Below are 26,200 nucleotides of genomic sequence, written 5' to 3'. Positions count from 1 at the left end.
GCCAGCCTTCAGTAACGTGTTGAAAAACGGTATCCCGTTCCGCGAACGGTCTGCACCATTTTGTCATGACCGCTGGTTTCCAGCGCTTTACGCAACCGGCGGATATGAACATCAACTGTCCGATCTTCAACATAAACGTTAGTGCCCCATACATGATTCAGCAACTGTTCACGGCTGTAAACCCGCTCAGGATGCGTCATAAAGAAGTGCAACAGTTTAAATTCCGTTGGCCCCATATCCAGCGCCAGCTCGCCCGTCGTCACCCGGTGCGAGGAAGGATCGAGGTTCAGGCCGCGCATTTCTATGACGTCTTCAACCGCCATCGGCGAGATACGGCGCATTACCGCCTTAATGCGCGCCACCAACTCTTTAGGCGAAAACGGTTTAATGATGTAATCATCCGCCCCGACCTCAAGCCCGCGCACGCGATCCTCTTCTTCACCGCGGGCGGTCAACATCATGACCGGTATATCGCGGGTAAGCGCCTCGCGCTTCATATGCCTGATGAATTGCAAGCCCGATCCGCCCGGCAACATCCAGTCCAGCAACACCAACTCAGGGAAAGGTTCCGCCAATAGTGCGACTGCGCCGTCATAATCTTCGGCTTCGACTGGCTGATAACCATTCTGCTCCAGTACAAAGCATACCATTTCACGAATCGGTGCTTCATCTTCCACGACCAATATGCGTCTTGCCATCATTAATCCGCCGTTAATCATCGTCGCCGTTAGCATACGGAAAGCATTATGCGTCAGTTTTGTGACATATTTATGAAAAAAATGCAGGAGCATTTTTCAACCTCACCCAGTGACGGCCCGTAGGGATGGGGCAAGTAGAAAAATCGCCGGGAGCGATTTTCAACGTCATAACGTCATGTAGTACTGAGGGATCCTCAGAAAATAATTAAGTATTCTTTAAATAACACAAGGTTATTTTTTAGGGTGTTCCCTTCGCGTAAAAATCGCGCTGAGGTGGGCGGGACCGCCGGGTGAGCGGCAAGGACGCCGCGAAAGCCAGTGCCGCGCCGGGAGCGCGTCACTGGCGGCCCGAACAGCGGTCTCGAACGCCGAAGGCATCGCGCAGCGACGCGATTTCCCGCGAAAAGCCCGGGGCCATGGGGCGGCGGCGATTGAGCCGCTCCATGTCGGGCGCGTGCTGCAACAGTTGCAGAAATCCGCATTGGTTAGTGCGCACGAAACCCCTCGGCCTGGCAGAAATTCTTCCCCCAAATTTGTGAAGTTTCTTCAGCATGCAGTGAAGGCCCGGCATATTTTCGAGCCGCTTTCCAAACTCATGTTTTCGCAACGACAGTTGCCCCTACGGCTGTTTATAATCAATGGCATTGCTATTACACGCCACTCAGGGAGTTCCATGCGCATTATTCATACCGCCGACTGGCATCTGGGGCAGTATTTTTATACCAAGAGCCGCGCGGCCGAGCATCAGGCTTTCCTGCACTGGCTTATCGCCCAGGTCGAGCAGCATCAGGTGGATGCGGTAATCGTCGCGGGCGATATCTTTGATAATGGTTCGCCGCCCAGCTATGCGCGGGAAATGTATTACCGTTTCGTGGTTGAACTGCAACGTACCGGCTGCCGGTTAGCGGTATTAGGCGGCAACCACGACTCGGTCGCCACGCTGAATGAGTCCCGCGATCTTCTGGCCTGCCTGAATACACAGGTCGTCGCCAGCACCGACGGCGATCTCGACAAGCAAGTGTACGTGCTGAAAAACCGTCAGGGGCAGCCCGGCGCCATACTGTGCGCCATTCCTTTTTTACGGCCGCGCGACCTGATAACCAGCCAGGCAGGGCAATCCGGCGATGAGAAACAGCAGGCCCTGCTGGATGCCATCACCACGCACTACCGGCAGTGTTACCAGTTGGCCTGTCGGAAACGCGACAGGCTGGGGTCGCCGTTGCCCATTATTGCCACCGGACACCTGACCACCGTCGGCGTCACCGCCTCCGATTCCGTGCGCGATATTTACATCGGTACGCTGGATGCGTTTCCGGCGCAGGCGTTTCCTCCGGCGGACTATATCGCCCTCGGCCATATTCACCGGCCGCAGCGGGTGACGAAAAGCGCGCATATTCGCTACAGCGGTTCCCCTATCCCGCTCAGTTTTGATGAATTAAGCAGTGAGAAATCGATTTGTCTGGTCACCTTCGCCGCCGACAGCCCGCCAACGGTGGAGACGCTGCCTGTTCCGATGACCCAGCCGATGCAGCTTATCAAAGGCGATCTGGACGACATCGAACGCCGGCTCGCGGCCTTTAACGATTATCAGGGTGAAAAACCAGTGTGGCTGGATATTGAAATCACCACGCAGGATTATTTGAGCGACATCCAGAAACGCATTCAGACGCTGACCGACGCTTTACCCGTCGAGGTTCTGCTGTTGCGCCGCGCGCGCGAACAACATCTACAGGCGATTGTCCGGCAAGAGAAGGAAACGCTGAATGAGCTGACGGTGCAGGATGTTTTCGAACGGCGGCTGGCCACGGCGACCGATCTGGAGGAAAGCCGCCAGCAGCGCGTACGGATGCTGTTCGATCAGGTTATTGATGAATTGGAAAACGGTGAGCACGTCGAATGAAAATACTTAGCCTGCGCTTAAAAAACCTCAATGCTCTAAAAGGCGAATGGAAAATTGATTTCAGGCAGCAACCTTTTTCCAGCAATGGTCTGTTCGCCATTACCGGCCCCACCGGCGCGGGGAAAACCACGCTGCTTGACGCCATTTGCCTGGCGCTGTATCACGCGACGCCACGGTTAAAAAATATTTCCGCCAGCCAGAATGAGCTGATGACCCGCAACACCGCGGAATGTCTGGCGGAAGTGGAGTTCGAGGTCAAAGGCATCGGTTATCGCGCCTTCTGGAGCCAACGCCGGGCCAGAAACTCGCCTGACGGCAACCTGCAAACCCCGAAAGCCGAACTGGCGCGGATTGATGACGGCAAAATCCTGTGTGAAAAACTGACCGAAAAACTGGAGATGACCGCCGAGCTCACCGGGCTGGATTTTGGCCGTTTCACCCGCTCCATGATGCTGTCGCAGGGGCAGTTCGCCGCTTTTCTCAATGCGGATGCCAATGAGCGCGCCGAACTGCTGGAAGAACTGACCGGCACGGATATTTACGGGCTTATTTCCGAGCGCGTTTTCGATCGCCACAAACAGGCGCGGACAACGTTAGAAAATTTGCAGGCGCGGGCTTCAGGCATTGAGCTGCTGAACGACGAACAGCGTCAGCAATTGGAAGGGCAACTGTCGTCATTGACGCAACAGGAGCAGGCGCTGATTGCCGAGCGTGAGCAAGCGCTGACTCATCAACGCTGGTTTGAACAGCGGGAGCAGTACCAACAATCGCTGACCACCAGCCAGGAACAACGTACGGCGGCGGAAACGGCCATCCGGCAGGCCCAGCCTGCGCTCGAACGGCTGGCGCAAAATGAACCGGCGGAAAAACTCAGGCCGCTCCAGCAGGAGAAAGAACGTTACCAGTTGGAGTCCGACTCGCTGTTACAGCACATTGCCCGCCTGAAGGAACAGCAGCAAACGCAGCTAACCGCCGTGGAGACACTCCGCCGACAGGAAGAACACGCCATACAAACCCTGCGTCAGCACGCGGATTACCGTCAGCAGCAGGAGACGCTGATCGGTGAACGCGTCATGCCGCTGGATCACCAGATCCAAACCCTGCAACAGCAGACAGAGAAACAGCAGCGCGATCTGGATCAATCGCAAACGCGCCAGCAAGCCGACCGGCTTAAGCTGACGCAGACGGAACAGCAGTACCGGCTTGCTCAGCAACGGCTTGAGCAGTTACGGGACTATCGCCAGCAGCACCCGCATCATCAGCGCTGGGGGGAATATCTTTCCCTGTGGCGCACGCAGTTTCAGCGGCTGCAACAGCTTGGGGAAGACTGCATAAACCTGACGCAAAAGCAGTCGCAGTACGCTTTGCAAGCTGCAACGCTGGAGAATAACGCGGCTCAGTCAGCCACGCAGCGAACCCGACAGCAGACGGACGTCGATAACGCCCAGCGGCAGTTCGCGCAACATCAGCAAGCAATGCAGGAACAGGAAGCGCAACAGCCCATCACTGTTTTACATCAGCAGCTTAGCCAGTCGATTACGCAACGCCCCGCGCGCCAGCAGTTGTCCACCATCAGCGCATTGTTTCATGGCGTTGACGCCCGCAGGCGGCAACTGGACACACAGTGCGACCAGATACGGGAACAGATCGGACAACAGGAAGCGCAACAACGGCAACAGCGTAAAACCTGCGAGCAGCGCCGTGAATATCTGGCCGAGGTGGATAAAAACCATCAGTTGGAAATGCGCATCGTTCGGCTGGAAGCAGAAAGAACCCGGCTACAGGCGGGTGAGGCTTGCCCCCTCTGCGGCTCCACCCACCATCCGGCGGTTGAGCGTTATCAGGCGCTGCAACCGTCGGAAACCGAGCAACGCCTATTACAGTTGAGTCAGGAAGTCAGCCGCCTGGAAAGCGAGCTGACGCAGACTGACGCCACCTTGGTTGCATTACGGCAACAGCATCAACGGTTGCTGAGCGAACGCACCCAGCAGGACGAGGAATACCAGACCTTGCTGCAACAGTGGCAGGATGTCAGTAAGCGCTTACAAGTAGATTACGCGCCGCAACAGACCGCCGAGGTGGCCGATTGGCTGACGCAACGTGAAGCATCGGAACAGCAGCTCCAGCAACAGATTTCAGTGCGTGAGCAGGCACAGCGGCAATGGCAGGAAAGTAAGGATTCACTGACTCATGCGGATGCACTGCTGCAACGCACCCTACAGCAGATAGCGCTCAATACCCAGCAGCGGCAAACGCTGAAAAATGCCCAGGATGACCTCCAACGAGCACTGCAAGAGACGCAGCAACAGCAAACACAGCATCAGCAGGAGATGGAAAACACGCTGGCCGGGTTTGACCTGACCGTACCGGATCCGGCGGAGCAATCAGCCTGGCTGAAGCAACGCGCTGAAGAGTGGCAGGTATGGAAAGACGCCGAGCAGGAACAACAGCGGTTAATCAATAGCCAGACGGCATTGGAAGCGGAACGGCAGCATCTCACGAAATCCATTGCCGAGACCGAACAACAGCTATCGGCCTTACGACAACAACAGGCGGCGCATCTCAAAACGCTGGAGGAATGTCAGCGGCAGCGGCGACAGTTGTTCGGCGATCGGCAGACGGCCGAGGTCGGCAATCAGTTGCGGCTGCAAAGCCAACAGCACGAGCAAACCAGTCAACAGACTCAGGCGCAACGCCAGCAGGCGGAGTCGGCACTCAGCCGCTTAACCGGCGAGTTGACAGGGGTACAGCAGCAGCAGACCCGCGTGGCGGCATTGCATCAGCAAGCCGCGCTGAGCTTCGCTCAGGCGTTACAGGACAGTATTTTTGCCGATGAACCGGCGTTTAAACGCGCCTTACTGAATGAACAAGAGCGCGACGAACTGCGCGACCGGAAGGAAAAACTGCACCGGGAATGGCAACAGGCCGCCGCCCTTTATCAACAGGCGGAGCAGCTCCTGAACCGGCACCAACAACAGCGCCCGGAAACGCTGGCGGCAGAGGAAACCCCGCTCGCTCTGCAACAAAGACTGCTCGAATTGAGCGAAAGACTGAAAACCAACCTTCAGCAGCAGGGGGAAATCCGTCAGCAGCTCACCACCGACCAACGCCACCGCCAGAATCAGCAGGCGCTGCTGGCCGAAATCGCCCATAGCCAGCAGCACTATGACGACTGGAGCTGTCTGAACGAACTTATCGGCTCGCAGAAAGGCGATAAGTTCCGCAAATTCGCGCAAGGACTGACGCTGGATCATCTGGTGTATCTGGCCAACCTGCAACTCGCCCGTCTGCACGGGCGCTATCTGTTGCAACGTCAGGCCAATGACGAGTTGAAGTTACAGATCGTGGATACCTGGCAGGCCGATGCGCTAAGGGATACCCGCACGCTTTCCGGCGGAGAAAGCTTTCTGGTCAGTCTGGCGCTGGCGTTGGCGCTCTCCGACCTGGTGAGTAATAAAACCAGTATCGACTCGCTGTTTCTGGATGAAGGCTTCGGCACGCTGGACGCCGAAACGCTGGATACCGCACTGGACGCGCTGGATAACCTCAACGCCGCCGGTAAAACCATCGGGGTAATCAGCCACGTCGAGGCCATGAAAGAGCGCATTCCGGTGCAGATCAAGGTCGCCAAGGTTAATGGCTTAGGCATCAGCCGGTTAGCGCCGGAATTTGCGGTGTAGCCGACGTTCTGGCCGCCGATCAATCTTATTTTATGCAACATGATCCGGCTGAATTCGTTATCATGCGCGCTGCATCAATGAACCTGCGTGCAAGCTTGCACGCCCAGTCAGGGATAACGCCATGCTGTGGTTTAAAAATTTAATGATTTACCGCTTAAATCGGGAAAACGTTTTATCTGCGGATGAGATGGAAAACCAGTTAAGCGCCTTTGCTTTTACGCCGTGCGGCAGTCAGGACATGATGAAGACGGGTTGGGTGTCGCCAATGGGTTCCCACAGCGATGCCTTAACGCATGTGGTTAACGGGCAGATCGTTATCTGCGCCCGTAAAGAAGAGAAAATCCTGCCCTCGCCGGTTATCAAGCAGACATTGCAGGCCAAAATCGAGCGGCTGGAGGCGGAACAACACCGCAAGCTGAAGAAAACCGAAAAAGACGCCCTGAAAGACGAAGTGCTGCATAGCCTGCTGCCGCGCGCATTCAGCCGTTTCAGCCAAGTCTGGTTGTGGATCGATACCGTCAACGGTTTGATCATGGTCGATGCCGCCAGCGCCAAAAAAGCGGAAGACACGCTGGCATTATTGCGTAAAACGCTGGGCTCGCTGCCGGTGGTTCCACTGACCATGGAAAACCCGATCGAACTGACAATGACCGAATGGGTGCGCGCCGGCGAACCGCCCGCGGGTTTCGCTTTACAGGATGAAGCCGAGCTGAAAGCGATTCTGGAAGATGGCGGCGTGATCCGTTGCAAAAAACAGGATCTGGTCAGTGACGAAATTGCCGTGCACATTGAGGCGGGCAAGCTGGTCACCAAACTGGCGCTGGACTGGCAGGAACGCATTCAACTGGTGCTGTCGGACGATGGTTCGCTAAAACGACTGAAGTTTGCGGATACGTTGCGCGACCAGAACGACGATATCGATCGGGATGATTTCGCGCAACGCTTCGATGCCGATTTTATTTTGATGACCAGCGAACTGGCGGCGCTAATCAGCAATCTGATCGAGGCCCTGGGCGGGGAAGCGCAACGCTGATTTCAGCGTTTACGCCATTGCGCCCCCCGCCGCGACGGCGGCGGGGGGCCGCCTGATTACACTTTGAAGTGCCCGATCACCGCGTTCAAATCTTCCGCCTGCGACTGTAAGGCCGCCGACGCCGCGGCTGACTCCTGAACCAACGCCGCGTTCTGCTGCACCATTGAATCCAACTGCGCCACCGCCTGATTGATTTCATGGATGCCGCGCATTTGCTCATCCGCCGCATGGGTGATTTCAGACATCACCGTCGTTACCGTTGATACGCCGCCCACAATTTCGTTCATGGTATTGCTGGCCTGACGAACCTGGGACGAGCCGGAGGCGACGCTGTCGACGGTCGACTCGATCAGGCCTTTAATCTCTTTCGCCGCCTGGGCGCTACGCTGCGCCAGACTGCGCACCTCCCCCGCCACCACCGCGAAACCGCGCCCCTGCTCGCCCGCGCGAGCCGCTTCCACCGCCGCATTCAGCGCCAGAATATTGGTCTGGAAGGCAATGCCGTCAATTACGCCGATGATATCGCCGATTTTACCCGACGCGACCACGATATCGTCCATCGTCACAATCACATCAGACACCACTTTCCCGCCGCTGCTCGCATCCTTCGACAGCAGCAGCGCTTGCTGATTAACCTGCTGCGCCGAGCTGGCGGACTGCGTCACCGTTGCGGAAATCTGCTCTAACGCCGCGGCCGTTTGCTGAATGCTGGAAGCCGCAGACTCGGTGCGCGACGACAGGTCATTATTGCCGGCTGATATTTCATCCGCCGCCAGCTGTAGCGAGGAGCTGATATCACGGATCTGAATCATCACCACACTGAGCTTGTCGATAAAGGTATTAAACGAACGGGCGATCTGCGCCACCTCATCCTGCCCTTCATCCGGCAGGCGCTGGGTCAGATCGTTGTTGCCGTTGCTGATGTCGTCCATCGCATCACGAATCAGCAGCAAACGCTTCAGCGTGGACGTAATCATGACCCCAATCACCAATGACCCGAGTAAAGCAATCAACAGCAGCGTCCCGACAGAGGTAAACAGCAAAGAACGCATGCCTGCGGTGGCTTCGGTTTTATCCAGCGCCACCAGCATAGTCCAGTCGGTGCCGCGAATAGGCTGGGCGAGAACCATCTTCGTGGCGCCGCCAAAATCAACATCAAGCGGATCTTTTGACGCCTGCACCGTACTCAGATCGATACCCGATGCGATATCAGTAATATTCTTCAACGTCAGTTTTTCATCCGGGTGGGCGATGATGGTGCCGTCGCGGGCAATCAATACGCCAAAACTCGACGGCGTCGGATGAATTGACTTCACGTTTTCGATCACATTCTGCATCGTCAGATCGCTGCCCAGCACCCCCTTGACCGTGCCGCCATCCATAACCGGAGCCGCGAAAGAAACGATCAGTTCTTTGGTCGACACATCAACATAAGGCGCGGTGACAATCGGTTTTCTTTCCCTTACCGCCTGCTGATACCAGGGACGGATGGTCGGATCGTAATCAGCGGGGATCCCGACGGAGTCGGAAAACTTCGCCGTTTTATCCTCGTATCCCATGTAAACATTGATGAACCCGCCTGAGGCGGCGATCTGCTTAAACACAGGAACCGGATCATCATCGGTCAGTACGCTGTCGTTGAGGGCGGTTACCATCTGGGTTTTAGATTCCACCCACTCGCCGATCGCCATGCTGTGGCTGGCCGCAATCGCATGCAGCATGTTGTCGATGGATTCCTCATTAGAATTATCGGCTATGGTGTAATTAAGAAAAGTGTTAATGGCGAGAGAAAGTACAACAATTGCCGTACAGGCCGTTAGAATTCTGGCTCGTGTCGTTTTCAGCATAGCAAGCTCTTAGCATGGAAAGGTTATGCAAATCATAACGGCACAAGGAAATAAAACTTGAGGTGGCTCACAAACATGAGCGGGAATTTATCAGGAAACGAATAAGAAAACGCTAGTATGTTCTGCCGGATTTAAAACAAATATGGGTCATTAAGGTTCAAGCGACGGCCGAAAGTCAGCTGATTTCATCAAAAGTTTTAATACTCGCGGTATATAAAACTTATTGCTCATAACAAGGAAAGCTGCTCCCCTGAAGCACGAAAAGCAGCCTTGAATAAGAAACTAAATTAAACGTGGATGACTACAGGTATTTACACAAATAAGACGTGTCTTCGGCGACCTGTAAGTTGAATTCACTCTGCGCCGGAACAAAAAACGAATCGCCCGGCATAAAAACCTGCCAGTCAGGCGCCCCCGGCAACAAAACCTTCAAAGCACCGGTAATCACCGTCATCTCTTCGGCTTGACCCGTACCGAACGTATATGTTCCCTCTTCCATGACCCCGACACTGGCACGGCCGATACTGCCGCTGTCAAAACCAATAGATTTCACTTTCCCTGCAAAATACTCGTTTACCTTCAGCATAGCGCGGCACCTATAGTCGAAAAAACCTAGAAAATTCATCTTAAAAGGAGAACAGCGCCGTTGTCACTATCTATTCAACGAAAGTGCGTTGCCGGTAGCATCGACTGGCGATTATTTTAGCCATTCAGGAAAATGCCTGGACTAGGCCGCCGACAATCGCAGAATTCGCATCACATTCGCCACGATAGCGGCCGGATCTTGCCTCGCATCAATGACATGATGAGCGACTTCGCGGTAGAGCGCCTCGCGGGCGGCCAGTACGTCCGCCATTTCTTCCGCGATGGGGCGCCCGGTCAGGGTAGGCCGCTGATGATCCTGCGGGCTGGCTTCCAGGCGCCGGGCCAGTAATTCGGCGGGGGCATGGAGATAAATGACCGAACCTTTGCCGCTCATAAAGCGTCGGTTCGACTCGGACAGCACCATTCCACCACCGGTGGCGACCACGCGACGTCGGGCGGTCACATCCTGCAATGCCCGGCTTTCCCGTTGACGAAAACCGTGCCATCCCTCCTGCGCCACAACGTCGGCAACCGTCATCTGACTGCTCTGCTGCATAAACAGGTCGGTATCGACAAAATCATATCCCAACGCCTGAGCCAGTCGGTTTCCTACGGTGGTTTTACCACAGCCTCTGGCGCCAACCATAAAAATGGGTTGTGTCATCTAATGACGTATCCTTATTTTCACCAAGCCCGTTCTGAACATCATGATACCGCCGCCGGGATTACCCACTCTGTCGAGGGATGAATCATACCGATAAAATTCACGGATATGAAAGCCGCTTCGCAAAGAAAAAGCCCCGTAATCGATATAACGGGGCTATCGTTTTTCACCGACGTCGATATCAGTATGTGTGGAAATATTCCTGAATCACTGCCGGATTCGTGGTTTTCGTCAGCGCCAGCATCAACAGAATACGAGATTTAGCCGGATTCAGCGAATCGGCGACCAGCCCTGGCTGGGAAGCATCCGGCGGGACAATGCCGCTGCCGGTACGGCTGGCGCGAACCACGACCACGCCTTTACTCTCTGCTTTGCGGATACCCGCGTCGCTGCGTTTAGACACCGTACCCGCCCCCATACCGGCATAGACAATGCCCTTCACGCCATGCGCCAGCGCCGCATCATACATATATTCAGGATCATCCTGATATCCGTAAATAATATCTACTGCCGGCAGTTTTTCCAGGTTGGCGACATCGAAGACGGAACGGGTGGTATGAATTTTATCCAGACGATTCTGGAAATAGACCTTGTTACCGATAATCACCCCCAGGTAGCCTTCTTCCGGCGCCTTAAAGGTATCCAGCGTGGAAGCATTGGTTTTGGTGATAAAGCGGGCAGAACCGATACGATCGTTCAGCACCACCATAACGCCACGGCTACGCGCGTTTTTATCCGCCGCCACTTTAACCGCGCCGTACAGATTCATCGGGCCATCAGCGCTGATTGACGTCGCCGGACGCATCGCCGCGGCGAACACCACCGGTTTGTCGCTTTTTACCGTCAGGTTCAGAAAATAGGGGGATTCATCAAGCGTATCCGTACCATGAGTGATAACCACGCCATCCACATCGCTGCGCGCCAGCAGTTCATTGACTCTTTTACTCAGCTTCAGCAAAACGTCGCTGGTCATGTTTTCACTGCCGATATTGGAGATTTGTTCACCTGAAATATTGGCAAGCGTTTTCAGTTCCGGCACGGCATTGATCAGCGTATCCACGCCCAACGCCCCCGCTTTATAACCTGTCGTTTGTGTATTGGCTGCCGCAGAACCCGCTATTGTCCCGCCGGTTGCCAGGATCACAATGTTAGGCAGGTTTTCCGCCGCAGGCGACAGAGTAGAAAAACAAACAACAATCACCACAAACAGTGAATTAAATATCCTTTTCATAACCTATACCAACCCAATATGTTAAACGGCAGCCATTTCGACACGACTTGATCCGCACCCGAACGCCGCCTGTGAGTAATGGAACGATCCTTTCTGCCAGCAGACGGCCGACATTGGCGCTTATCATGCCCCAGCGCTCGCTGACTGTATAGCTTTGCGTATAATATCATTGGCATAGATTATATTTTTGCTCTATCGGCTCATCGATTGATCTGCGCCACGGCATCCTGACTTGCCAGCGCGCGCGCGGTGCCGGTCAATTCCGATAGCTGGCCGTTGTGCATTTCAAGCAGGCGGTCGGCGTGTTCAAAATAGCGATCGTCATGACTGATCGCGATAATCGTTTTGCCCAGCGCCTGAAGCTGAGGCAGCAATTCGAGATAAAATACCCGCCGAAATTGCGGATCCTGATCGGCGGCCCATTCGTCCAGCAACAGAATATCCCGCTGTTCCACCACGGCCAGCAGCAGCGCGATGCGTTTGCGCTGCCCCTGAGAGAGCTGTAGATTCGTCACGCGATAATTATCCAGCTCGAGTTTCTGGCGCATATTGAGCCGTTCCAGCCAGTCATCCATCAGCGCCCTATCAGGCGTAGCCCCCTGCGGGCCGATCATTTGCCCGAAGAGATGGAAGTCGGTAAAGACGGCGGAAAACAGTTTTTGATAATCGGGCAATGTCGCTGCGGTTATCGGCCGGTTATCCAATAATAAAGCGCCGGATACCGGAGTGTATAAGCCGGTCAACAGCATCGCCAGCGTCGATTTGCCGCTGCCGTTCCCGCCGATCAGATAAACCAGCTCCCCGCGCCGGATGGTCATATTTATTGGCCCGACTTCAAATTCCGCGCCGGCGTAACGAAACACCACATCGCGCAGTTCCAGCGTTTGCCAGCCAGTTGGCGCGGTTGCCGGAGGAAATTCAGGCCGGTAGTCGGCCAGCTTGAGTCCGTTTAATTTATTGAACGCGACCTGAGCGCTGATCAACGTGGGTAATGCCCCGACGGCCTGAAGCAAAGGGGTACGCAAAAACAACAGGGTTAATGAATAGGTCGCGGCGACATTGGTATCCGACCATCCCAGATTATTCGCCATAAAAAACACCGCGCCGATCGCGCCCAGCATCATGATGTTGGACCAGTTCACCGCGCTAAGATGGAAAGTATCCGCCCGGATGATATTCCGGCGGTAGTCCTGGGCGTTGACCTGATAAATCTCTTCATACAGCTTTTGCGCCCGCTCACGGTTCAGCGCCAGCTCTTTACGTCCTTCAATCGCCATCTGATAATCTTTCTGGAGGCGATCTTCCGCTTCGCGCACGTGGGTAAGATGATGGTATACGCGAGAAACCAGGATAAAACCGCCCCAAATGGTGATCGTAATCCACAGCGATGTCACGGCCAGCATTTTCGGCGACAACCAGGCCAGATAAACCGCAGAGCCAAGCGTTAACACTATCCCCTGAATCAACTCCGGCAGGCGGACAAAAGCAAGCGTGATATTACGAATGTCGCTGGAAAGGCTGGCAAGCAATTGCGCATTCCCTAACTGTTCGATGCGCGCAATATTGGTATCCAGAATACGTTTAATAAACTGCCCGCGCAGTTGATAGACAAAATGGTGCCCCAGCGCCGTCAATGCCAATTGAGAAGCCAACGTCACCGCCATCAGCAATATCAGCAATCCCAGGAACTGAGGCAGCACGGCCAGAGACTGGTTGGCGGTTTCAATCAACTGCACGTTGATAAACGCGATCAGGCCGATTCCCAGAGCGGCGCTGACAATGCTTAATAAGATAACGGCCAGAAAAGGCCAACGGTATTGTTGATAAACGATACGAAGCAACTCCATGACATTCTGTTCTCTATAATGATGGGAATCGCACGCAGTGTAATATGCCGGGGGTTGATATCAAGAATAATTCTCATATAAAGGCACGGTTGTACCGCGGATAAAGGTTCGGCAGACGACGACATCGCTGTTGTCAGAGTGAGATACACGGGAAAATGCATGAGGCGCGCGCCGTATGCGGCCCGGGGTAGAGTTAATCGCCAATCGTTGAATCACACATCGACCGACGGTTCCCTCCCCGACGGAGGCAGGAAAGGAACCTTGTTATTAATACATCAATAAAAACATGGCTGCGCCGAAAGACAGCAACTTTATGTTTAACTTATATTTTATTTACCTTGGCATTCTTGACCTGCCACTTGGTGTCCGTGGTCAAGGTGACATTCTTCATCGTCACCACGATGGGCTTTTTAGCATTCTCGCCATTAATCACCACCACGCCACTGGTTTTAGATGTGACATTCGTAAAGGTTATTCCGCTCCAGTCAGGAACGGTATTGCCGCTTTTTTGCTCATAAACGGTATCAATGACAATCGGCTTAGCCACATTAGTCATAGTGACGTTTTTGTAAGTTACGCCGTTGACTATGCCGGCAGCGGATTTATCGCTTTTTATTCGTAAACCGTTGGTGGTTCCATTCATGATTAAATCATCTACCAGAACGCCATATACCCCCATGGTTTCACTGCCGATCGACATCCCGTGTCCCGAGCCAAACTGGTTATGAATGATAGAAATATTTTGCGCCGACGCTCTTCCGCTGTACGCCTTTATCGCCACGTTATCGTCGCCAGTTGAAATATTGCTGTAGGCAATGGTGATGTTTTGCGACGATATCGGATCGATACCATCGGTGTTTCTTGCGGTGGCGGGGGTTTTAATCGTGGTTTTCCAGGCGGTCAATCCATCGCTATCGCTGAATACGACATGGAAATTAGGTGAATTAGTCAGTGTAACGTTGTAAAGCGTAAAATTTTTACTCTTGTTAATCTGAATCAGACGCGGAGCATTCTGCTTCATTTTTTTCACTTTGGCACTAGCCGCTAACGCCCACCAACTGACCTTTTTATCCTGAAGCGCGACGCCCCCTTGCCCATCAATCGTTCCCGGCCCATAAATGCCGCTGTTTTGCGCAGCGTTGACTTTAATCAATGGCAAACAACCTTTGCCGCTATTGTCCAACGTCCCGCAAGTCCCAGACCCTGCATTAAAAGCCGCCGCATTATTAACCGCCCGTAACGTAACGCCTTTATCTATCCACAGGCTCACACCGGAAGGGATCGTTATCGAACCACTGAGAAAGACCGCAGACTTACCCCCGGCGGCCAATTTCACCGCCTTGCCTTGAGAGCAAGAATTTAGCGCTTTCTGAATATCCTTAGTCGCAATGCTGCCCTGAGACTGTAAGACAGCACAGGCGGCCGGCGTCGTTGGCATTTTGACAACGCGGGTATCGGCGGCATGTGAAGAGAAACTGGCCATCCCGATAAAACCAAAGAACAATGATAAAGAAATTCCGTCTAATTTATATTCCATTTCCAAACCTCATTTTAATACCTATCATCTTTCACACTGCAAATAGAGTAGCGGCCCTCGCCTCGATCCTCTCCGTTACTGACTGGAGTAAATATGCGTTCGACGGCCGCCGCTCTGTATCTTTAAATTTATTAGGCATAGCGCTTGATATTAAGTAAAAATCCATTTGTATAAAATCCGCCAGATGCATTAAATTGATAATCATTCCTATTAATAGATTTTCTATCAGGATACTTTCCATGCAATATCTTATTTCTGCTTTTTGCAGTAATAAAACGCAACTGGACGCAGTCAACCATATAAAAACGATCGACAACAGAAGACATCTGAATTTATATCAGGGCGGGTCATCATATTACATTGAAATATAATTACAACACAAAATTGAAACCGTAAACGGCTCCCGCAGTTTCAAATAACATTAACTTACCTCAACTTATAATCATTAATAAAAAGTAATAAGCAGCAAACAATAACAAAGTAAATTATATCAATAAATTGATTTTATTTTAGTCATTTCGCAATATTCATCCGGTATATTCAAGAAGCCGGCCTATTTGCTTCTTATTTAAGGCGGTGATATCCCCATCACTCTATTAAAAGCTTTGCAGAAAGCGGAATCTGCAACGACGAAAATATTTCGCACGTCAAAATGTCAATGCATAAATACCCTGTACCCCCCCAAAAAAGCACGTTGCTGGATACGCACACGCTCTATATTATGCACGAATGATTTCCGCACCGGTTCATGCTCAATACGATTCACTGCGGTCTATGAAAACAGGCGCATACGGATGCTTCAAAGATCATCAATGGGAAAGCGGGCTTTTTGGCCCCGCTTTCCGATAAAAGCCATGGCAGTATTCTCCAGCATGGTCATCGGCGTTTTCCTGCTGTTGATTTCCGGCTGTACGGGCGCACAGCAGGATATCATGCCGCTGGGACAAACCTCATTTGCCCGCTATCAACAGGAAACCGCACGATGGGTAGAACAACACCGCGCTTTCCAGACTACCGATAAAAATCTCGAACTGGTCTGGAATACGCCGCAGGAAATGCGTCCGGCAGGTAAGCCAACCAAGGGCATTTTACTGGTTCACGGTCTGGGCGACTCCCCCGGTTCATTCAACGACATCATGACGCGGCTGGCGGAACAAGGCTTTCTGGTCAGAACCGTGCTGCTGCCGGGGCATGGCACCCGCCCCGCCGATATGCTGCATATTACCGTGGATGACTGGCGCAGAGTCGTCGCCGAACAGGCGGCCATTCTCAGCCATGAGGTGGATGACGTCTATCTGGGCGGTTTTTCCACCGGAGGCAATCTGGTGCTGGAATATGCACTTAGCCACCCGGAAATTAAAGGATTAGCGCTGTTCTCTCCGGCGATAAAATCCAACGAGCGTTATGATTTTCTGACGCCGCTGCTTTCCGTCTTTACCGACTGGATACTAAAACCCCGGCCCGGCAACCCGCAACAGTTAATGACGCGTTATATGGTGGTGCCGACCAACGGTTTCGCCCAGTTTTATTATTCCAGCCGCGCCGTGCGAACGCAGTTGGCAAAAACCACCTACGACAAACCGGTGTTGATGGTGCTTACCGAGCATGATTCGGTGCTGGACACGCCTTATCTGCTTGAGCTGTTCGATCGCAAATTCACCCACTCGCGCAGCAGGCTGATCTGGTACGGCAACCCGCCCGCAGGCTCTTCCCCATCGCGCGTGCTGATCCGCCGCGACTATTTACCCGAGTGGCGGATCAGTCAGTTCTCCCATATGTCGATTCTGTTTTCGCCAGACAATAAAGAGTATGGCAAAGAAGGCTCGGTGATCGTCTGCGCCAACGGACAAACGCCGGTCAGCCAGCAGGTCTGTCAGGACAGAAACAGGCTATGGTATTCCGACTGGGGCTATCAGGAAGAGGGAAAAACCCACGTCCGTTTAACCTTCAATCCCTATTTCGACTGGCAGACTCAGGTGATGAACGCGGTATTGGCTGGCGACTAATCGGGGATAATGCAGCACGTCGCTTTTCAGCTTTAAAATCAGGATCGGGAGCGCATTGAATATCAGGGGATCATCTGCCATAACATCACTATCACCATAATCGCAGGTTGATGGCATGAGATTTGATTTAACGGATCTTCGTCTGTTTTTGCATATCCAGAAAGCAGGCAGCATTACCGGGGGCGCCGTGACGTCCAATCTGACGCTGCAAGCAGCCAGTGAGCGCGTCAGGGGCATGGAAAATGAACTCGGCGTGCCGTTATTATTACGTTCAAAAAACGGCGTCACTCTGACCGAGGCGGGCTATTCACTGGTTCATCATGCCACGATCATCCTGCATCAGGTCGAACATATGCGCAGCGAGTTACATCAATACAGTAAAGGACTACGCGGCCATATTCCCCTGCTGTGCAATTCCGCCGCGCTGAGTGAGTATTTACCTGAACTGCTGGGGCAGTATTTACTCATACGTCCCAATATATCGATCGCGGTGAATGAACAGCTCAGCCGCGACATTGTTAACGAGATTAAAAATCAAACCGCGGATTTAGGCATTGTGGCGGACACCGTGCAGCTAAACGGATTGGAAACCCGCCCTTTCCGCCAGGACGAACTGGTGGCGGTGGTGCCCGGCGACAGCCGGTGGGCGCAACATGACATGATAGCGTTTGAAGCCATCGTCGGGGCGGAATTTATAGGGCTGAGCGCCGGTTACGCCTTGCAGGAACATATTGACGAACACGCCAGAAAGCTGGGCCGACGTTTAAATTATCGCGTACGGTTAGCCAGCTTCGACGCGGTTATGCATGTCATTCAGCGCGGTATCGGCGTGGGTATTCTCCCCCGACATGCGGCAAATCGTATGATGCATTCGCTTGATATCCACTGCATCGGGTTGTCTGACGTTTGGGCAAAAAGAAATCTGGTTATCTGCGCCCGCCGGTTTTCAGCGTTGCCCGGTTATTTTCAGGAATTCGTTGAGTTTATTACCCTGCGGCAAAAGGGATAAACATATACCCGCCCAGCGTCATTAACCCTGCAAAAAAGCACTGCCGAAAGGTTTTCTCACTAATGCGGTGGCGCAGACGTTGCCCAATCATCATACCGAGGATAGCGGGAAGAAGCGCGAAACACGATATCCCAAGATCGATGCCGCTCAGCCCTATTCCCTGAGCCAACTGTATCGCCAGTCCGATGGTTGAAACCGTAAAAGCCAACCCTAATGACTGCACCAGGTCGTGTTTATTCAGCCCCAGACATTGCAGGTAAGGCACAGCCGGGATAACAAAAACCCCCGTCGCGGCGGCAATCGCGCCGGTAACGTACCCCGCCAGCGGCGATAGCCAGACTTCGTGGCGGCCGGGCTGAGGCAGTTTTTTTGCCAGTATTCCCCATATGCCATACAGAACCAGAATCAGTCCGATAGCCGCCCCCGTCCAGGAAGATGAGGACGTTAAGGTCGGTAATCCTCCCCACAACGTGCCGATGATGATGCCGGCAAATAACGACCAAAATCGCTTAACCAGGCTTAGGAACGCCGGGCCGCAAATCAATTGCCAGATATTGGTGACCAGAGAGGGGATAATCAACACCCCTGCCGCTGTCGTCGGCGACATAGTGAGCGTTAATAATCCCATGGCAATCGTCGGCAGCCCCACGCCAATGATGCCTTTGACCATCCCCGCCAGTAAAAAAACGATAAGAATTACCGCCATGACCATGTCCTGAAAATAAGGTAAACAATGGCCTCATTGTCACGAAACGGTCTTGCGGGGTATATGCGGATTTACCTGAGGCTGACTAAAGGAAAAACAGACGTGAACAGCAGGAGGAAACGTATAGATGCCGGCAAGAACCGGCGACAGAACCGTTGATTTGTCGCCGATATCACCAATATTGATTAATACCCCTGCCGCGCCCGGCCAACCGCCTCACCCAGTTGCCACACCGCCATTGCGTAATGGGTACTATGGTTGTAACGGGTAATGGTGTAGAAGTTAGGCAAACCATACCAATACTGGTATCCGCTGCCGATGTCGAGACGCAGCAGACTGGCCTCTTCATAGCCACCCAGCGTACTCTGCGGCCTTAGCCCGGCAGCCTGTAACGTCGAGAGGGAATAGCGCGTATTGAAGCCATGGGCCAGCGATGGCGCCTGACCGATCGCCGGTACAGCCACAACGCCCCCTTTGCGCCAGCCGTGTGCTTTAAAGTAATTGGCTACGCTGCCGATGGCATCCACCGGATCCCATAGATTGATATGCCCATTGCCATCAAAATCAACCGCATAGTTTTTAAACGACGACGGCATAAATTGACCATAGCCCATAGCGCCCGCATAGGAACCCCGCAAGCTGAGCGGATCATTCCCCTCGTTGCGGGTCATCAGCAGAAACGTTTCCAACTCGCCGGTGAAGTACGCGGCGCGGCGCGGGTAGTCGAAAGACAGGGTTGCCAGGGCATCAATAATGCGGGTTTTCCCCATTATCCGGCCCCAGCGGGTTTCCACACCGATAATCCCGACAATGATCTCCGGGGGAACGCCGTATATTTCCCAGGCGCGTTGCAGCGCGTCTTGATGCTGATTCCAGAAAACCACGCCGTTTTGTACGTTATCCGGGGTAATGAACTGATTACGGTAACGCGTCCAGGCCCCGTTCGGCCCGGACGGCGGGCGAGGCACGGTTGGCGGCGGCGTTGGCGCCTGTCTATCCATCAGACGAATCACCCAATCCAGCCGCTGCGTCTGAGCCAATACATCGTGCAGTTGCTGGCGGTCAAAACCGTGTTCACTCACCATTTTGTCGATAAAGCGGTTCGTCGCCGGATTAAAAGCAAAATCGCCGCTCTGCAAATGACCGGTATGCGCAGGCTCGAGCAGAAAACCGCCTTTAAAGGGATTGCCCTGAGGCGCTTCGGCTGACGGCGTCGGCTTACTGCTACAGGCGGAAAGCAAGGCAAGCAGTGAAACAAGAATAGCCAAATGACGCATTGGATGTCCGTCTAAACAGATGAAAAAAGAGTCGTTGCTATGGTAAAGCATCGCCTGACGTGAAAAAACCACAAAATGCACCCTGTTTTCCGCTGAAAGCCAGGGTGCTTTATGATCAGTTTTTCTTCACAAACTCGGATTTCAGCTTCATGGCGCCAAAACCGTCAATCTTGCAATCGATATTATGGTCGCCTTCAACCAAACGAATACCTTTCACCCGCGTACCCATTTTCAATGGCGAAGAACTGCCTTTTACTTTGAGATCCTTAATCACGGTAACGGTATCGCCATCCGCCAGCAAGTTGCCGTTGGCATCTTTGACGATCGGCCCTTCTTCCTGAGCAGCCGAATCACCATCCATTGCCCATACATGCCCACACTCAGGGCAGTTCAGTAATTCATTATCCTGCCAGGTATATTCAGAGTGACATTTAGGGCAATTCGGTAGCTGTTGCATTATAAAATTCCTGAAAATAATAAAGTTTATGAAAAAAGCCAATAAAATCAAAGATTGTGTTACCAGCTACCGATATTTTAGCGCGTTATGCGCATCCTGAGTAGTCATCGATTGGCGATACCTGAATCATCTCACTATCTTGCCGTCCCGCAGAATAAACATCACTTTCCCATCCCAGAACTCAGCGATAAAAATATCTTCATCCTTGAGACTACGCTCATTCAGTTCGCCTTTTAGCCACTCTTGATCTTTTTCTATTTGTTCCAACTCTTCCTGTCTGACTTTACCGTCTTTCATAATAATAACCGAGGGCATTTTCGCGTTATCACAAACAACCGTCAGTTGACCGCTGGGTTCTATTTGAGCATAGGTGACCTGCTGGAACGAATTGATTCCCTGCGAATGTAATTGAGAAGCGATATTCAAAATATCTATTTTATTTTTCTTACGCAGAATATTGTCCATGATAAAGCGCCCCTTCTTAACGATAGGCAGCGGATTACCGATGGCTATTGCACGGAAAAAATTAACATGCTTAGTGATGGCATTGAGCAGCGATATCAGCCCGACGCCAATAAATAACACCAGCACATATTGCTGAAGCGGTATGCTATCACTGTATATCACCCCGCCGATTATCCCCCCTAGAACAAAATTCCCAATAAAATCAACTGGCGTCATCTGAGAAAGCTGCGTTTTCCCTGAAAGATTCAGGTGCATGATTACAATAAAAAATCCAATGATGAACTTTATTAATACTAAGCCGTAGTATCCCATATATCCTCTGTCCCACTCGTTTACCAAACCGCCAATCAAAAAGCCGCGCCAAGGCGCCTTCTAGGCCGTCACTGAAAAAACCTCATGCTGTTTATCCAGCCAGCACAACCGCTTCCAACCATGATGTATATAGATGAAAATCAGCAGCCCTGCTGTATTTTTCAGGAAAACCGCCCTCACGCATCGAATTCCTGCGCATCCGGAACAAGGTTTCGCCGGTAAAAAGCGCGGCAATTCAAACGATTTATTACAAGTTTCCGACGGCAGGCAAGGCGTATATCATTTAATGACGATGCTACACTTCCATCTTCTCTCGCCATTATTACCTTTATAATAATAATCTGGCTAATTATGATTCAAAAAAGACCGGATACAAAAAGAACTGCCCAATAAAGACTATTGACTCATCCACCAAAAAAATGTAGAAATCAATTAAAAACAGCCAACTCAAAATAATCTTTTTTTAAGACGCATAGCAACATGATTCCATAAATAAATACAAAAAATTTAATACTATTTATAATACGATAATCATAAACGGCGAAACAGAGTGGCAAAAGGAAAGGGATTAACATCCCTTTCCAGGATAAACGTGATATAAACAAGATATATCAGCAAAAGGTTCAATGTCTTTTATTTTTGCATCTTTGCTGTAAGGCTTTTTTGGGTGTCCACGTAGTTATTTTTCAGACGAAGTCGTTCCCTGACATTCAATCCTGAGGTTATGATTTCTTTTATCCATTACTCATTCCCTTGGTTATCCGTTCTGCTAATCAGCTAAATTTTAGCCTTTCGGCTCAATCCCCTGCTTACGAAGCGCTTTACACGCCGGTTCTTTTAACCCGTTTCCCAAGCTGACACCTTATTTTGCCACGACTTTATCAAACTGTTCGTAGTAGCTCAGGTGAGATCCCTATCCGAAAGGTATTGGTCTACCAGACAAAGACTCCCCCTGTTAAGCAAACTAACAATATGGCTATCGACAAATCCAGAAGCTCCCTTCATGAAGATCAGCATTTTCAGCATGTTAACGCGGGAGGTTTTAACCTGTTCCTGCGATTGATAGCGGGGCGCATTATGCTTGATGACACACCGTTAGAACGAGAAAAATCATCGCAGTAGCGGGCAAAGTTGCGAGCCGTTTCGCAGGCATAACCGATACTCGTAAAATCAGATACATTTACCATCGTTGCTCTGATAACTTCCTGTAATGCTTTACCAGTATTAGCGCTACGCCTGACGGGAGCACCCTGTCGCTGAATGAATAATGTAGGGTTTTTAGAGGTTCTGATTTCCCCCTGAACCCCACAGGTGAATCACGCGGCATGTCGGTGATAAGATAAGATTTCTAACAAGATACACCTTTTCTGGCATACTCCCAGGCGACAAATTAATGGGTTTAGGTAGGTTTTTGGCGCTTTTATCAGCGGCCGCCTGAGCTAACAGACAGAGTAAAAACCGAGTAAAATCAATATGAATGAGTCTATTGACAAGGACCTTTCCAGCCATACGCCAATGATGAAACAGTATTTCAAGCTCAAGGCGGAGCATCCGGAAATTCTGTTGTTCTACCGTATGGGTGACTTTTACGAGCTGTTTTATGACGATGCCAAACGGGCATCGCAGCTTTTGGATATCTCACTGACCAAACGCGGAGCATCCGCCGGGGAGCCGATTCCCATGGCCGGCGTTCCCCATCATTCCGTCGAAAACTATCTTGCCAAGCTGGTGCTGTTGGGCGAGTCGGTCGCTATCTGCGAACAGATCGGCGATCCCGCCACCAGTAAGGGGCCGGTGGAGCGCAAAGTCGTGCGTATCGTGACGCCCGGCACCATCAGTGACGAAGCGTTGTTGCAGGAAAAACAAGATAACCTGCTCGCCGCCATCTGGCAGGACGGGCGGGGCTTTGGCTATGCCACGCTGGATATCAGCTCCGGCCGTTTCCGGGTCACCGAACCGGCCGATCGGGAAACCATGGCCGCAGAATTACAGCGTACCAATCCGGCGGAATTGCTCTACCCCGAGTCGTTTGAATCCATGTCACTGATTGAACACCGCCACGGGTTGCGCCGCCGTCCGCTGTGGGAATTTGAACTGGACACCGCCCGTCAGCAGCTCAATCTGCAATTCGGTACGCGCGATCTCACGGGATTTGGCGTTGATCAGGCGAAGCTGGCGCTGCGGGCGGCGGGCTGTCTGCTGCAATATGCCAAAGATACTCAGCGCACTTCCCTGCCGCATATCCGCGGCATCACGATGGAACGTCAGCAGGACGGCATCATTATGGATGCCGCCACGCGGCGTAATCTGGAACTGACGCAGAATCTGGCCGGCGGTACGGAAAATACGCTGGCCGCGGTGCTCGACTGTACGGTGACGCCCATGGGCAGCCGGATGTTGAAACGTTGGATCCACATGCCCAGCCGCGATATCGCCGCGCTGACGCAGCGCCAACAGGCCATCAGCGCGTTGCAGGATATCACAGCGGAATTGCAGCCTTATCTACGGCAGGTAGGCGATTTGGAACGTATTCTGGCGCGTCTGGCGCTGCGTACCGCCCGCCCGCGCGATTTAGCGCGTATGCGCCACGCCTTTCAGCAATTCCCCGAGATTCGTGCGCAGTTGGCGCCGTTGGAAACGGACGCCGTCCGCCAGCTAGTCGGCCAGATTGGGCAATTCGACGAGCTGCTGGATCTGCTTGAACGCGCCATCGTCGAGGCCCCGCCGGTGCTGGTGCGCGACGGCGGCGTGATTGCAACGGGCTACAACGCCGAACTGGATGAATGGCGGGCGCTGGCCGACGGCGCCAGTGATTATCTGGACAGGCTGGAAATTCGCGAGCGCGAAAAACTGGGGCTGGATACGCTCAAGGTCGGTTTTAACGGCGTACATGGCTATTATATTCAGGTCAGCCGCGGCCAAAGCCATCTGGTGCCGATACATTACGTTCGCCGCCAGACGCTGAAAAACGCCGAACGCTATATCATCCCGGAGCTGAAAGAATACGAAGATAAGGTGCTGACCTCCAAAGGCAAAGCGCTGGCATTGGAAAAAGCTCTCTATGATCAACTGTTCGATCTGCTGCTGCCGCATCTGGCGGAACTCCAGCAAAGCGCGGCGGCGCTCGCCGAACTGGATGTACTGGCGAATCTGGCGGAGCGCGCGGATACGCTGAACTATGTGTGCCCGACGCTAAGCGATAAGCCCGGTATAAAGATCGCCGGCGGACGTCACCCGGTAGTGGAACAGGTTCTCAGCGAACCCTTTATCTCGAATCCGCTGTCTCTCTCCCCCCAGCGCCGTATGCTGATCGTTACCGGCCCGAATATGGGCGGAAAGAGTACCTATATGCGTCAGGCGGCGCTGATCGTGCTGATGGCGCATATTGGCTGCTTCGTTCCTGCCGATCAGGCGGTTATCGGCCCGGTGGATCGTATTTTCACCCGCGTGGGCGCGGCGGACGATCTGGCTTCCGGCCGCTCGACCTTTATGGTGGAAATGACGGAAACCGCCAACATCCTGCACAACGCGACGGAAAACAGTCTGGTGCTGATGGATGAAATCGGCCGGGGAACCTCGACCTACGATGGATTATCGCTAGCCTGGGCCTGCGCTGAAAATCTGGCTAACCGCATCAAAGCCATGACGCTGTTTGCGACTCACTATTTCGAACTGACCAATCTGCCGGAAAAAATGGAAGGCGTGGTAAACGTCCATCTGGACGCTCTTGAGCATGGCGATACCATCGCCTTTATGCACAGCGTGCAGGACGGCGCCGCCAGCAAAAGCTACGGACTGGCGGTGGCCGCATTGGCGGGGGTGCCGAAAGACGTCATTAAGCGGGCGCGCCAAAAACTGAAAGAGCTGGAGACGCTGTCCAATAACGCCACCGCCAGTCACATTGATGGCGCACAGCTGGCGTTGCTGGGTAATGAGGAGCCGTCACCGGCGATGGAAGCCCTGGAATCGATCGATCCGGATGCGTTAACGCCCCGTCAGGCGCTGGATTGGCTGTATCAGTTGAAGAAGATGCTGTAAGCGGCGCGTTTTTATCATGCACCTAAAAAAGCGCTGATTGCCGACAAAGTCGTTTGTAAGCCTGAGATACCCGGGCCTAGCGTACCGAGGGGCGCTCTCCCTAATAACGGGCTTTGTCAACAGTCTGAAAAGCGCTGATTTTTCAGCGCTTTTTCATTATACGCCGATGCTATTCAACGGGTGGGTCACACCGTTGGCGCGCATTCATCTGCACCTCATCGCTGTCCGGCACCAGCGCTTTGGTCATCTGTCCCTCCTCCATTGAGGGAACGATGGCGAAATGCGCCGTCAATATCGTAAACACCGGTTCACCTGCGGCGCTTCGGGCGTTCATATACTGTTTTTCCAACGCCAGCGTATTATCCACCACAAAGGTTTTTCCCGTCGCGCAATCGGTAAAGGTCGCCGCATCCGCCATATAGCGATACATGCCTTTCATCGCCATCGGCGTATCGGGTAAAGCCAGTTCTGTGGCAATCAGCCGATAGGCGTGAGAAGACGGAATAGGCACGCCCTGTTGATCCAGCATCTCCAAATCTTTTCCCAGCGGGCGAAAATAACGCTTTTCCCCCTCACTGTTGGTTAACACCAATTTGTCCGCCGTCCGCCGCCACTGACCATATTCAGCAAAGACCGACGTTCCCTCGCGCGTCGTCTGATAATGCTGACGTAAGACAAACGTGCCGTCTTTTTCCAGAAACAGCGACGTATCGATCCCCTCACAGTCAGCACAGGGCAGTGTTCCACGATAGCTTTGCGCCATCGGTTGAAGCGGTTCTTCCTGCATCCGTGAACGTGTATGACACCCAATCAACGCCGATATTACCGCAGTCAACAACACGCCAATCGCCAGTTTTCTCACCATTATTCTCCCGCTGGGGTTGTCCTGTTACCGTTATTCATTTTAT

General features: G+C 52.8%; 19 protein-coding genes. 7 read left to right on the top strand and 12 right to left on the bottom strand.

All coding sequences use genetic code 11. The features are described from left to right. Positions 1-8: 8 nt before the first annotated feature. Complete coding sequence (phoB, locus tag HOY33_RS07855) at positions 9-698, bottom strand: phosphate response regulator transcription factor PhoB (RefSeq protein WP_172290019.1); 690 nt, start codon at positions 696-698, stop codon at positions 9-11. 673 nt (positions 699-1,371) lie between these two features. Here phoB and sbcD point away from each other — a divergent pair. From sbcD to rdgC, 3 genes are all read left to right on the top strand, one after another. Beyond that, positions 1,372-2,598: an exonuclease subunit SbcD gene (gene sbcD / locus HOY33_RS07850; protein ID WP_172289662.1), complete on the top strand. Its 1,227-nt coding sequence runs from the start codon at positions 1,372-1,374 to the stop codon at positions 2,596-2,598. Beyond that, positions 2,595-6,278, top strand: coding sequence for an AAA family ATPase (locus HOY33_RS07845; RefSeq protein ID WP_172289661.1), 3,684 nt, complete (start codon positions 2,595-2,597; stop codon positions 6,276-6,278). The genes sbcD and HOY33_RS07845 overlap by 4 nt, the downstream gene beginning before the upstream one ends. Positions 6,279-6,399: 121 nt before the next feature. Beyond that, positions 6,400-7,311 (top strand): recombination-associated protein RdgC, encoded by a 912-nt coding sequence (gene rdgC / locus HOY33_RS07840; RefSeq protein ID WP_172289660.1) that lies wholly within the window; start codon positions 6,400-6,402, stop codon positions 7,309-7,311. A gap of 56 nt (positions 7,312-7,367) precedes the next feature. Here the strand turns inward: rdgC and HOY33_RS07835 are convergent, their stop codons facing one another. The 6 genes from HOY33_RS07835 to HOY33_RS07810 all read right to left on the bottom strand — a co-directional run bounded on the left by HOY33_RS07835 (position 7,368) and on the right by HOY33_RS07810 (position 15,022). Beyond that, a complete protein-coding gene (locus HOY33_RS07835; protein ID WP_172289659.1) occupies positions 7,368-9,158 on the bottom strand; it encodes a methyl-accepting chemotaxis protein in 1,791 nt (596 codons plus the stop codon). Between the two features lie 301 nt (positions 9,159-9,459). Beyond that, positions 9,460-9,744 carry a pyrimidine/purine nucleoside phosphorylase gene (gene ppnP, locus HOY33_RS07830; protein WP_172289658.1) on the bottom strand — a complete coding sequence of 95 codons (285 nt, stop codon included), beginning with the start codon at positions 9,742-9,744 and terminating at the stop codon, positions 9,460-9,462. Between the two features lie 141 nt (positions 9,745-9,885). Beyond that, on the bottom strand, positions 9,886-10,407 hold the full coding sequence (gene aroL / locus HOY33_RS07825) for a shikimate kinase AroL (protein WP_172289657.1): 522 nt from the start codon (positions 10,405-10,407) through the stop codon (positions 9,886-9,888). Between the two features lie 181 nt (positions 10,408-10,588). After that, positions 10,589-11,638, bottom strand: coding sequence for a type II asparaginase (locus HOY33_RS07820; RefSeq protein WP_172289656.1), 1,050 nt, complete (start codon positions 11,636-11,638; stop codon positions 10,589-10,591). Between the two features lie 200 nt (positions 11,639-11,838). Then, entirely contained in the window at positions 11,839-13,485 is a 1,647-nt protein-coding gene (locus tag HOY33_RS07815; RefSeq protein WP_172289655.1) for a multidrug ABC transporter permease/ATP-binding protein, read from the bottom strand. A gap of 322 nt (positions 13,486-13,807) precedes the next feature. Beyond that, a complete protein-coding gene (locus tag HOY33_RS07810) occupies positions 13,808-15,022 on the bottom strand; it encodes a glycoside hydrolase family 28 protein (RefSeq protein ID WP_172289654.1) in 1,215 nt (404 codons plus the stop codon). A gap of 872 nt (positions 15,023-15,894) precedes the next feature. Here HOY33_RS07810 and HOY33_RS07805 point away from each other — a divergent pair. Next, entirely contained in the window at positions 15,895-17,028 is a 1,134-nt protein-coding gene (locus tag HOY33_RS07805) for an alpha/beta hydrolase (protein WP_371734380.1), read from the top strand. A 115-nt stretch (positions 17,029-17,143) separates the two neighbouring features. Beyond that, positions 17,144-18,037, top strand: a complete 894-nt coding sequence (locus HOY33_RS07800) for a LysR family transcriptional regulator (RefSeq protein ID WP_172289652.1) — start codon at positions 17,144-17,146, stop codon at positions 18,035-18,037. Here HOY33_RS07800 and HOY33_RS07795 read toward each other — a convergent pair. From HOY33_RS07795 to HOY33_RS07780, 4 genes are all read right to left on the bottom strand, one after another. Continuing rightward, a complete protein-coding gene (locus tag HOY33_RS07795; protein ID WP_172289651.1) occupies positions 18,015-18,743 on the bottom strand; it encodes a sulfite exporter TauE/SafE family protein in 729 nt (242 codons plus the stop codon). The two genes, HOY33_RS07800 and HOY33_RS07795, sit on opposite strands and share 23 nt — an antisense overlap. A 185-nt stretch (positions 18,744-18,928) precedes the next feature. After that, positions 18,929-20,020 carry a lytic murein transglycosylase B gene (mltB, locus tag HOY33_RS07790; RefSeq protein ID WP_172289650.1) on the bottom strand — a complete coding sequence of 364 codons (1,092 nt, stop codon included), beginning with the start codon at positions 20,018-20,020 and terminating at the stop codon, positions 18,929-18,931. A gap of 115 nt (positions 20,021-20,135) precedes the next feature. After that, the gene (locus HOY33_RS07785) at positions 20,136-20,477 is read right to left on the bottom strand and encodes a zinc ribbon domain-containing protein YjdM (protein WP_172289649.1); all 342 of its coding nucleotides are present in this window, start codon (positions 20,475-20,477) and stop codon (positions 20,136-20,138) included. Positions 20,478-20,603: 126 nt separating this feature from the next. Continuing rightward, positions 20,604-21,254: a DUF421 domain-containing protein gene (locus HOY33_RS07780; RefSeq protein WP_172289648.1), complete on the bottom strand. Its 651-nt coding sequence runs from the start codon at positions 21,252-21,254 to the stop codon at positions 20,604-20,606. 133 nt (positions 21,255-21,387) lie between these two features. Here HOY33_RS07780 and HOY33_RS07775 point away from each other — a divergent pair, with 133 nt between their 5' ends. Next, positions 21,388-21,588 (top strand): hypothetical protein, encoded by a 201-nt coding sequence (locus HOY33_RS07775; RefSeq protein WP_172289647.1) that lies wholly within the window; start codon positions 21,388-21,390, stop codon positions 21,586-21,588. Between the two features lie 1,139 nt (positions 21,589-22,727). Continuing rightward, on the top strand, positions 22,728-25,292 hold the full coding sequence (mutS, locus tag HOY33_RS07770; protein WP_172289646.1) for a DNA mismatch repair protein MutS: 2,565 nt from the start codon (positions 22,728-22,730) through the stop codon (positions 25,290-25,292). A gap of 169 nt (positions 25,293-25,461) precedes the next feature. Here mutS and nlpE read toward each other — a convergent pair whose 3' ends face one another. Beyond that, positions 25,462-26,157 (bottom strand): envelope stress response activation lipoprotein NlpE, encoded by a 696-nt coding sequence (gene nlpE / locus HOY33_RS07765; RefSeq protein ID WP_172289645.1) that lies wholly within the window; start codon positions 26,155-26,157, stop codon positions 25,462-25,464. Between the last annotated feature and the right edge of the window lie 43 nt (positions 26,158-26,200).

Source organism: Brenneria sp. hezel4-2-4, assembly GCF_013155275.1.
In the GTDB taxonomy this organism is placed as follows: Bacteria; Pseudomonadota; Gammaproteobacteria; order Enterobacterales; family Enterobacteriaceae; genus Brenneria.
This window is presented reverse-complemented; position numbering and strand designations above follow the sequence as displayed.

Coding starts and splice junctions, on each gene's coding strand:
- phoB (WP_172290019.1), bottom strand. CDS start 698: ATGGCAAGACGCATATTGGTCGTGGAAGATGAAGCACCGATTCGTGAA.
- sbcD (WP_172289662.1), top strand. CDS start 1,372: ATGCGCATTATTCATACCGCCGACTGGCATCTGGGGCAGTATTTTTAT.
- HOY33_RS07845 (WP_172289661.1), top strand. CDS start 2,595: ATGAAAATACTTAGCCTGCGCTTAAAAAACCTCAATGCTCTAAAAGGC.
- rdgC (WP_172289660.1), top strand. CDS start 6,400: ATGCTGTGGTTTAAAAATTTAATGATTTACCGCTTAAATCGGGAAAAC.
- HOY33_RS07835 (WP_172289659.1), bottom strand. CDS start 9,158: ATGCTGAAAACGACACGAGCCAGAATTCTAACGGCCTGTACGGCAATT.
- ppnP (WP_172289658.1), bottom strand. CDS start 9,744: ATGCTGAAGGTAAACGAGTATTTTGCAGGGAAAGTGAAATCTATTGGT.
- aroL (WP_172289657.1), bottom strand. CDS start 10,407: ATGACACAACCCATTTTTATGGTTGGCGCCAGAGGCTGTGGTAAAACC.
- HOY33_RS07820 (WP_172289656.1), bottom strand. CDS start 11,638: ATGAAAAGGATATTTAATTCACTGTTTGTGGTGATTGTTGTTTGTTTT.
- HOY33_RS07815 (WP_172289655.1), bottom strand. CDS start 13,485: ATGGAGTTGCTTCGTATCGTTTATCAACAATACCGTTGGCCTTTTCTG.
- HOY33_RS07810 (WP_172289654.1), bottom strand. CDS start 15,022: ATGGAATATAAATTAGACGGAATTTCTTTATCATTGTTCTTTGGTTTT.
- HOY33_RS07805 (WP_371734380.1), top strand. CDS start 15,895: ATGGTCATCGGCGTTTTCCTGCTGTTGATTTCCGGCTGTACGGGCGCA.
- HOY33_RS07800 (WP_172289652.1), top strand. CDS start 17,144: ATGAGATTTGATTTAACGGATCTTCGTCTGTTTTTGCATATCCAGAAA.
- HOY33_RS07795 (WP_172289651.1), bottom strand. CDS start 18,743: ATGGCGGTAATTCTTATCGTTTTTTTACTGGCGGGGATGGTCAAAGGC.
- mltB (WP_172289650.1), bottom strand. CDS start 20,020: ATGCGTCATTTGGCTATTCTTGTTTCACTGCTTGCCTTGCTTTCCGCC.
- HOY33_RS07785 (WP_172289649.1), bottom strand. CDS start 20,477: ATGCAACAGCTACCGAATTGCCCTAAATGTCACTCTGAATATACCTGG.
- HOY33_RS07780 (WP_172289648.1), bottom strand. CDS start 21,254: ATGGGATACTACGGCTTAGTATTAATAAAGTTCATCATTGGATTTTTT.
- HOY33_RS07775 (WP_172289647.1), top strand. CDS start 21,388: ATGAAAATCAGCAGCCCTGCTGTATTTTTCAGGAAAACCGCCCTCACG.
- mutS (WP_172289646.1), top strand. CDS start 22,728: ATGAATGAGTCTATTGACAAGGACCTTTCCAGCCATACGCCAATGATG.
- nlpE (WP_172289645.1), bottom strand. CDS start 26,157: ATGGTGAGAAAACTGGCGATTGGCGTGTTGTTGACTGCGGTAATATCG.